A 9,034-nucleotide genomic window follows, 5' to 3' on the forward strand; every position below is an offset into this window, starting at 1 on the left:
TTTCCTTTTCATCGGCCTTACCGAACTCTTTCTTTCATGAATTGTAGTCTGGCGCCGGCCACCACACCCCGGTGAATATGTGAGTGTCGTTCCAACCCAAACGGCCGACCAGTCGCACTTCGTTCAGCGCGGAGCCAAAAGTCGGATCGACCACGAAAACGCCGCTCGAGAAGTCCATACGCACCGCCAGATCGTTAAAACGGGCCAAGGAACCGGCGGCCGTATACAGGCACTTGATGGCGCTTTCCTTGGCCGAAAACAGGACATAGGCGGCCAACTCGCGACAACCGTCCGGCAGCGAGTCCAACCAGGCGCGCTCTTCCGGCAAGGCGATGGAATCGATGGCACGCCAGGGGAACGGGTTTTGCCGGCATTCCACATCCACCCCTACTCCGCGAGCGAACCGAAGCCGAGTGGCCACGGCCGCTACCATGCCTTCCGTATGGCTGATGCTGCCGACGATATCCCGTCCCCAGATCGGCGCGCCGGATTCGTCCCGAAGAATCGGCGCCGGCTCGACCCCGAGATGTCGAACCGCCTTCCGCGCCAGAACGCGCCCGGTGGCGAATTCCTTCCGGCGTTTCGTTATGGCCCCATCGACCAGCATCCGTTCTTCCTCGAACAATTCGGACGGGTCCGAGAGCTGTTCGGTCCAGGCGACGACGAATAACTCTCCGGGGAACAAACCCTCAGGTCGTCGTATCGGTTCAACGGGTATCGATGGCATAGTCGCTCGCGAAACTCCTGAGCCAGCGCCACAACCAGCTCACGGCCTGGCTGAACACGAGCATCCCGAACAGGGCCATGGACGGCGTAAAAAGGTGCTGGCCGCCCCCATGCTGCATGATCCATGCCGACAACCACGGGCCTCCGGCCGATCCGACGGCGAAGGCCGCGGTAAACAAAGCGGTGCCGCCGGGCAAATCGGCGCGGGGCAGGATCCTGGCCAGAAGCGCCAGGGCCAGAGCGAACACTGGCCCCAATGTCAGTCCGGTCGCGAAGGCCGCGCCTCCGGCGACGTATTCGGCACTGATCGGTTGGCCCTCCTGCCCCAGGCGTACCCAGACATCGCCGATGAGGGCGCTAACCGAGTCGACCCGCATCAGCACCGCCAAAGCGACGATGCCTCCCATGCCGCAACCGAACAGTACACGGCGATAACCCAGCCGATCCCCCAGGTGGCTGACCGGCAAAGTGCCCAGCAATCCCCCCAGCACGAAAGCCGCCAGGTGATGGGCGGTAGCCATGGCGGTGAAACCCTGGCGCACGAGAACGGCAGGATAGAGGGTCAGCAGCGTGGCTTCCGCAAAACCATAGGCCAATACGGCCTGCACCGGAATTCCCGCCCGCAGCAGAAGTCGGCCGCTAGCGCGTTCCGGTTCGGCGCGCGCTCCGGGCAAGCCGATAGCCACCAGAACCGCAGCTTGAACCAGGAGCACGGTGGCGACAGTAAAAGGCAGATGATGGGCCAGCCCGTATAGGTACGAACCCACGACCGGCCCGACCGCCAGCCCTATCCCGAAGCATAGACCGTAAACGCCGTTGGCAACGGCGCGGCGCTCCTCGCCGGCAAAGCAGGACAAGGCGGTTTGAGTGCCGATCATCGCGCAGGCCATGCCCAAGCCCATCAAGCCCCTTAAGGCGAACCACAATCCGATGTCCGATTGCCAAGGGAACGAAACGGCCGCAGTCGCGTATGCCAGCAGGCCCACGGCCACGACGCGGCGCAGACCGATCCGCCGCAGCGCCCGACCCGCGAAAGGCGCAGCCAGCGCAACGCAGAGAAACAACAGCGATGCGTTGGCGCCTATCAGCACGCCGTCGACGTGGCGCTCTTCCATGAAGATGGCAACGATGGGGTTGAGGATTCCAAGCGATATCCCCAACAGCCCGCCCAGCGCATACAGCGTACCCAGAGCGACGCCCGCCAGCGGATGCTCGGGCGTCGGGGGGCAGGATTTAGCCCCCATTTCTCACCTCCGTCCAATCGCGATGAGTATGACGTAGGATGTGCTGAACGAAGTGACAAATCGGCAGGGCGAGACGCAACGCGACGAGCGGGCAGGCCAGGGACGGTCTGCCCCGGACTCGCGAGCGAAGCGGGACAGCGTAGCGTGGCGAGGCCGAGTTGCACGGCGAAGCCGCCCGAAGGGTGCCGGACCGGGACGGTCCGGCATGAACCGCATCGTTCGCGATTGATGCCTGTCCTGAGCCTAGTCGAAGGGCGCTTCGTGCCTCAGCGCATCCTACAAGCTCCGCCTCGCCCTTCGCGCCGGCTCGACGTCGTATCGTAGGTCGGGAATCCTTTCCCGACACACGCTCGTCGGCAAAGGATTGCCGACCTACCACGACACCGCCGCTCGGTCCGTGCGGCGCGCCCCACCGGCGTCTGGGCGCCCTCGCGACGAAGGGGGATAAGAAATGCGGGCTAGGCATGCCGACGCTCCGTGGTCAGGTTGTCCGGTTTCCGGGCTCCCGATATCGTCTCCAGGGCGGCCATTTTTTCCGAGCCGAACCAGTACATGTCTTGACGGCCGTAGACGCACAGGTGCTGGCCGGTTATCCAGTCGGCCTCCGACGACGCCAGGAAGGCCACCGCGTCCGCAACCGCGTCGACCGGGATCGATCGCGCCCGGTATCCCGGCGGCGTCATGTCGGTGTCCACGAACGCCGGGCAAACCGCGTTGATCTGCACATTGTGCGGCTTCAGTTCCTCGCTCAGCGACTTGGTAAGGCCCAGAACCGCATGCTTGGAGGCGGCATAGGCGCTGAACAGGGGGTAGCCGATGTGGCTGGAATCGGAACCCAGATTCACGATTTTCCCCCTGCGCCGCTCGATCATGTGCGGCGCCACGCTCCGACACAGATGATAGACGCCGAACAGGTTGACCTCGACGATGCGCTTCCACTCATCCGGCGAGGAGGTCGCCAAGGCGGACATTCCGGTGATTCCGGCATTGTTGACCAGCACGTCCAGATGACCGAAGCGGCGGAGGACTTCGCTCACCAAATGTTGCACCTCCGCGAGGTTCCGTACATCCGCCGGAGTTACCACAGCGGTGCCACCACTGCCGGCGATTTCCCGGGCAACGGCTTCAAGCCCCGCCCGATCGCGGGCGGAAAGCGCCACGGCAACGCCCTGACCGGCGAGTTTCAGGGCGATCGCGCGGCCGATACCGCGGCTCGCACCGGTAACCAGCGCCACTTTGCCTGCCCAGCTGCCGGAGCGTGCCGACAGCGGAATTTCTTCCAGCCGGGGCGTTTTCAGCGGTATCAAGGCGGGAGGCTCGCCCGTCATCACCGCCGGCAAACTCGCGAGGCGAAGCCCCGCCGGCGAATTCGCGTTTTCGCTCAGGTCGGCCAGCAACTCCAGGTAGCGCAGGCCGAGGCGCTTGATGGTCTCCCCCTTGAAAAAGTTCTGGGAATAATTGATCTCGACGTGGAGTTCGCCTTCGACCATGGAGAGGAAGATCTCGATGAGGGAGATGCGCTGCTGGCTCGGGGGCGAGTAGCGCTGATCCCAATCCGTATCGACGAACTCGAAGATGTTGGATTTCGGTAAGCTCCGGTTTCCCAAATAGTTGACGCGCACCGGGGTCAAATTGTTGTCCGGATAGATGTGCGCGGGCAGCTGGCGACCTACCACATCGAAACTGACGCCGTTCAACGGTGCTTCGGAAAAACCGCGGACAATCCGGCCGATCAATTCACTCCAGCTTTCCCCGGAGACCAGATCCACGGCAACCGGGAAATTGACGGCGTAATTGCCCACGCTTTCGTACAAAGCCAGGCCGTTGCCCAGATCGCGTCCGTGCGAGCGATGGCTGAGAACCACCCAAGACTGGCCGGTCCATTCGGACATGAGCCGGTACGCCGCCGCCAGCAGGAGATGATAGAGCTGACCCTGGAGATGCTTGCGCGCCTCGTTCAGCGCATGAAAGTCCGAGTGGCTGAGTAGAAAGCGCTCGCTGGCGGAAGAAGCCTCGTCATTCGCGCCGAGATGATGGTCGACCGGCACCTGGAACGCGTACTCCCGGCTCGGAAAACGAGTACGCCAATACTCCGCATAACGGCGCTGCGCCTCCTGCTGCGCCGGTTGGGCCAACCACTGCACGAAATCGAAATACGACGGCGGCAGAGCGGGAAGTTCCGGCGTCTGATTGACCAGCAACTGCCCGTAAATCTGCCAAAGCTCTCGGAACAGTATGCTGTTGCTGACCAGATCACTGATCATGTGGTGACCCACGATAGTCAGATCGTATGCGTTCTGATGCTCTTTGATGACGAGCACCCGCCACAGCGGAAACCGGTCGATGCGCAGTTCATCCGTGATTTCCTTCACCAGCCGCCGGATTTCCGCGCTGCGCTGTTCGGCCGTGAGGTGGGAGCCGTCGTAGAAATCGAGGCTGAATTCCGCCTCGGGCAGGGCCACGGTCTGCCGCCATTCGCCGTGCTCCTGGTAAAACAGGGAACGCAACACGGGATGGCGCCGGGCAAGGACGTCGATGGCCTCGCGGAAAACGTCGACATCCAGCGGCTGCAAATAGCGGAATCGGGTGTAGCCGGCCCATTGGTAAGGAGGCTGGAAGAAGTGGGTGATCCACAATTGAGCCGGCCCCAGGGGCAAACCGGCCGTCGGATCGGCGAACGGCAGCTTCGCCTCCGGCGCGCCGGGCACCGCCTTGCCGGGGGGCGCGTTGCCGGTTTCCGTCCACTGTTTGAGAACCTTGCGGTCCAGTTTGCCGTTGTGATTTTTCGGCAAAGCGTCGGCCTGACGAACCTCGTGAGGCAGCATGTACTCGGGAAGTTGTTTCGCCAGGGCGGAGCGTAGTTCTTTCAACGGAATTTCGCGGCCGACCAGCCAGGCCACCAGCCTCTTGTGCCCGTCGGGTGTGTCGACGGCGAGCGCCGCAGCTTCGCGTATACCCGGCAGAGCTCCGAGAGCGGTTTCGATCTCGCCCAGCTCCACCCGGAAACCGCGAATCTTGATTTGACTGTCGATGCGCCCGTGGAAGTCGTAGCTGCCGTCCGGCAACCGCGAGACCAGATCGCCGGTACGGTATAGCCAGCGGCTGGGTATGCCGGAGAAAGGATTGTCACGGAAACTCTCGCGGGTCCGCTCCGGATCGTGGAGATAGCCCTGAGCCAACTGCACGCCGCCAATCCAGAGTTCGCCCACGCCGCCCTCCGGTACGGGGCGCATGTTCTCGTCCAGCACCAGCAGGTAGACCTCCGGCATGGCCGGCCCGATCGGGATGCGAAGCGTCCCTTCCCCCGGACGGGAGTGCATCAGATGTGCCGTCACGTCGATCGACGCTTCGGTCGGGCCGTACAGGTTCGCGAGGCCCACCCGGTCGCCGCAGCGGTCGAACCAGCGCTGCACATAAGCCACTGGCAGCGCCTCGCCGCTGAAAATCAGCCATCGCAGGTGTTCAGAGCGGAGCGGTTTATCCTCGATGGCCATCAGGAACTCGCCGAACAGGGAAGGCACGAAGTGCATCGCGGCGATCCGCCGGGTCTCGATCCAATCCGCCAGCCGCCAGGGATCGCGCAGCACGTCCGCGCCGACCGGGCACACGACTCCGCCGTACATCAACGGCCAGAAGAGTTCCCATACCGAGATATCGAAGCAAATGGACGTTCTCTGGGCGACCCGTTCGCCCGGCTGAAGCTGAAACAGCTTTTGATGCCAGACCAGGCGATTCATGTAACCGCGATGGGCCAGGGCCACGCCTTTGGGAGTGCCGGTCGAACCCGAGGTATAGAGCACCACCATCAGATCGTCCGGGCTGTTCAGGCATTCGAGATCGTGTTCCGGATAGCTCGCCCAGGCCGCGCGCCCCAACCAATCGCGATGGCCGCCGCTATGGGAGTCGGCACGATGCAGGCCGGCGTAATCGCAGTCCATGAGCAGGAAGTTGCGGGCCGGCAAGGCGGCGGTTACCGCTCCGCCCATGGCTTCCAGGACGGCTTCCTCGGTGAGGATGGTGTCGACGCGGGCGTGCCCCACGATGTATTCGATGCGCGCAGCGGGATAGGCCGGATCGAGGGGGACGTAGGCGCCGCCGGCCTTGAGCACCGCCATCACCGCCGTCGCGAAATTGGGCGAGCGGGTCAGCAGCAATCCCACCACGATACCGGGCCGCACGCCGCGGACTCGAAGGAAGTGGGCCAGCCGGTTCGATTCGGCATGAAGCCGGCCATAGGACAGTTCCTCGTGCTCCGCTTGCACCGCCAGTGCTTCCGCGCTGCGGCGGCATTGAGCCTGCACGTGCAGATACGGGATGGGAGGCAGCTCTTCCGCAGCAGGTTGCGGAATCGAGAGCGGGGCCAGCGGAGCTACAGTGTTTTCGGCGGCGGTTCCGCTTCCATGGGCGGCACCCGGTCCCTGCAACAGGGCCGCCATTTCCCGCAACCGCCGGCATCCCAACAGGGCGCGGGTGTCTACCCGCCCCATCTGTTGCTGCAGGCGGCCGACGATGCGAATCCGCTCCAACGAATCCAGGCCGAGCTCGGATTCCAGATCGTAATCGAGTGCCTCGGCCCCCACCGCGCGATGCATGACTTCCTCGGCGATTCGCAGCAATCGGGCCGCCGTCAACTCGTCCAGCTTGGCGACGGCGCAAGGTGCGGGTACGGCGAGCCGCTCGGCGACCTGTGCCACGGCGCCGATCTGGCGGACGAATTCCTCGGCGATGGAGGCCACCAAATCCCGAGCGAAGTAGTCCGCATCATAGTTGGCGGTCATATTGAACCGGCCGTGGAAGACTTCCACCAATACGTCCAGCGTACCGGGATTGGTAGAGGTCGCGGCGTGATATTCGACGACACGTAGCGGCCCGCACGCCTCCTCGATGTGGGTCTGACCGATGTAAGGCAGATACAGGTTCGACTTGATCGTGGAGCGGATCAGGGTCGCCAGCGGCTCGCCGACGCGACCGTCCTGGAGGCGAAGTTGATCGATTGCCGCCACGGCTGCTTGGCGCGTTTGCGCCCGGTCATAACCCGCCGCGATGCCGCTCTCGATGCTCGCGTGTACCTGCGGCAGATAGTTCTCGAAAGCTTCGCCTTCTCCGGGCATCGGTAGCGTCAAGGCCAGATTCTGGGCGAAACAACCCACCATGTGTCCGGCGTCCGTGCCGGGGTAAACGCGTCCGCTGGTGGGAATGTTCAGGATCACCTGTTTCAGATTCAGATCGAAGCGCCTGAGAGCGCGCAAGTAGGCGCCGACCAACAGGGTGTTCACCGGCAGCCGCCATTTGCCGGCGGATCGGAGCAATGCCGCCGTGGTTGCGGCATCCGCACTGAAGTGGTGGGTCCGGTTGGCGGCCCGTGGATTCTTCGGCAGCCCCTTCTTTTCCGGACTCCAGAAAAAACGGTCCTTGCCCTGGGCGCGGAGAAACGCTTCTAGCGTTTTTTCCGCCTCGGGATCCCGCCAGGCATTGATGCATTCCACGGTCTCCCGATAACGCTCCAGGGAAGTTCCGGGCGGCAGCGGCGCGGGACGTCCCGTCGCTGCGGCACCGTACAAAGTGACGAATTCGCGCATGACCAGCTGATTGCTGAGACCGTCCGAGAATACGTGATGGTTCGAGAAGATCACCTCGTGGAGATCGTTCGCCAAGCGATAGGCGCTGAATTGATGCGCCGGCCATTGATCCAGCAGCCACTCCTTGTCCAGCAGACGATGGGTTTCGTCGTTCAGAAAAGCTTCGCGGTCGGGAGCATCCAGGTGGCGCAAATCGGTCACCAGGACGGTCGGTGCGGTCACCCCGTCCAGCACTTCCAGGCGGTATTCCTTCAGGCTACGGCACCCCGGCGGAATGACGAAGCGTGCCCTGAGCATCGGGTGACGCTCCAGCAAGGCGTTCCAGGCGCGGCGCGCCGCTTCCGGGTCAAACGGACCTTGCAGGCGGATTCTGGAACTGAGGCTGCACGTGCAGACTGCCCAATGGGAGACCAAAAACGGATACTGGGAGAACAGAATATCCACCGGCCGCACCGCCGGTTCCGCGGCCTGTGGTTTATCGGCCGATACATCCGAAACCGCGCCTGCGGCGCACGGATCGTCCGATTCGACGGCTGCCGGAACCGGGGCGTTCGGTTCCGAACCTCGAATCAGGGCCTCCAGTTCGCCCAGAGTCTGAATACCGAACAGCGCGCCGGAGGCGAGCTTGGCGCCGAAAGCATCCTGGAGTTCCGCGGGCAATGCCGTGCCCAGAGCATTCATGAGCTCCACGGTCTTGATTGAATCCAACCCCAGGTCGCTTTCCAGGAACATGTCGTCCGCGAGTTCGGACGGATCGTGTCCCGTAATTCCGGCGACCACCTCGCGTACTTTTCGCGTTAGCTCGGATTTCTCGCCCCCCTTCGTCGCGAGGGCGTCGAGACGCTGCTGTGGCGCGCCGCACGGACCGAGCGGCGGCGAAGGCGTAGCCGACTCTACGTCGAGCCGGCGCGAGGGGCGAGGCGGGAGAGCCGATCCTCCGGTCAAGGATCGGCCCGCCGAGCGGGCGGCCAAGGAGGGCTGCCCTGGACTTTGCGCGCAGCCGGAGGGCGCTGCGCAAAGACGGTGCGCCACAGCGAGTGGATCGGCGTCCGCAGTAGGAGTGGAGTGGGAAATCCGAGCTAGTCCGTCGTCAGGCCGGACAGCGGCGGCCTCGGGCGCGGTGGCGGCGGCTTCACTGCTCTCCATGGCACCGATCATCGAGACCAACTCCCCAAGGGTTTGCAGCTGGAATAATGTCCCGGCGGCGAGTAGCGAGTTAAACGGGTCCCGCAGGTGGTCCGGCAGTTGAGGCGGAATGGCGTTCATCAACTCCACGGTCTTGATCGAATCCAACCCGAGATCGCTCTCCAGGAATTGGTCCGGCGAAAGATCGTCCGGCGCGTGTCCGGTAACTTCCGCCACAGCCTTGTACACACATTGCTCAAGCCGGGCGGCGGGATGGTCTTGCATGGTCTTAAGTCCTCACGTATTCAGCGTATTCGTCATTTTTTCCGTTCTCGGAGCTTGCGAAGAAACCGTCGCGAG

Annotated in this window: 3 protein-coding genes; all 3 read right to left on the reverse strand. The window is 63.5% G+C overall.

The features are described 5' to 3' along the window. Positions 1 to 34: 34 nt before the first annotated feature. Positions 35 to 727: a 4'-phosphopantetheinyl transferase superfamily protein gene (locus B2A78_RS22935; protein WP_077732376.1), complete on the reverse strand. Its 693-nt coding sequence runs from the start codon at positions 725 to 727 to the stop codon at positions 35 to 37. Further along, positions 708 to 1,970 carry an MFS transporter gene (locus tag B2A78_RS22940; RefSeq protein WP_077732377.1) on the reverse strand — a complete coding sequence of 421 codons (1,263 nt, stop codon included), beginning with the start codon at positions 1,968 to 1,970 and terminating at the stop codon, positions 708 to 710. The genes B2A78_RS22935 and B2A78_RS22940 overlap by 20 nt, the downstream gene beginning before the upstream one ends. 458 nt (positions 1,971 to 2,428) lie before the next feature. Beyond that, the gene (locus tag B2A78_RS22945; protein WP_077732378.1) at positions 2,429 to 8,959 is read right to left on the reverse strand and encodes a non-ribosomal peptide synthetase; all 6,531 of its coding nucleotides are present in this window, start codon (positions 8,957 to 8,959) and stop codon (positions 2,429 to 2,431) included. Between the last annotated feature and the right edge of the window lie 75 nt (positions 8,960 to 9,034).

This window comes from Methylocaldum sp. 14B (assembly GCF_002005105.1).
GTDB lineage: Bacteria > Pseudomonadota > Gammaproteobacteria > Methylococcales > Methylococcaceae > Methylocaldum.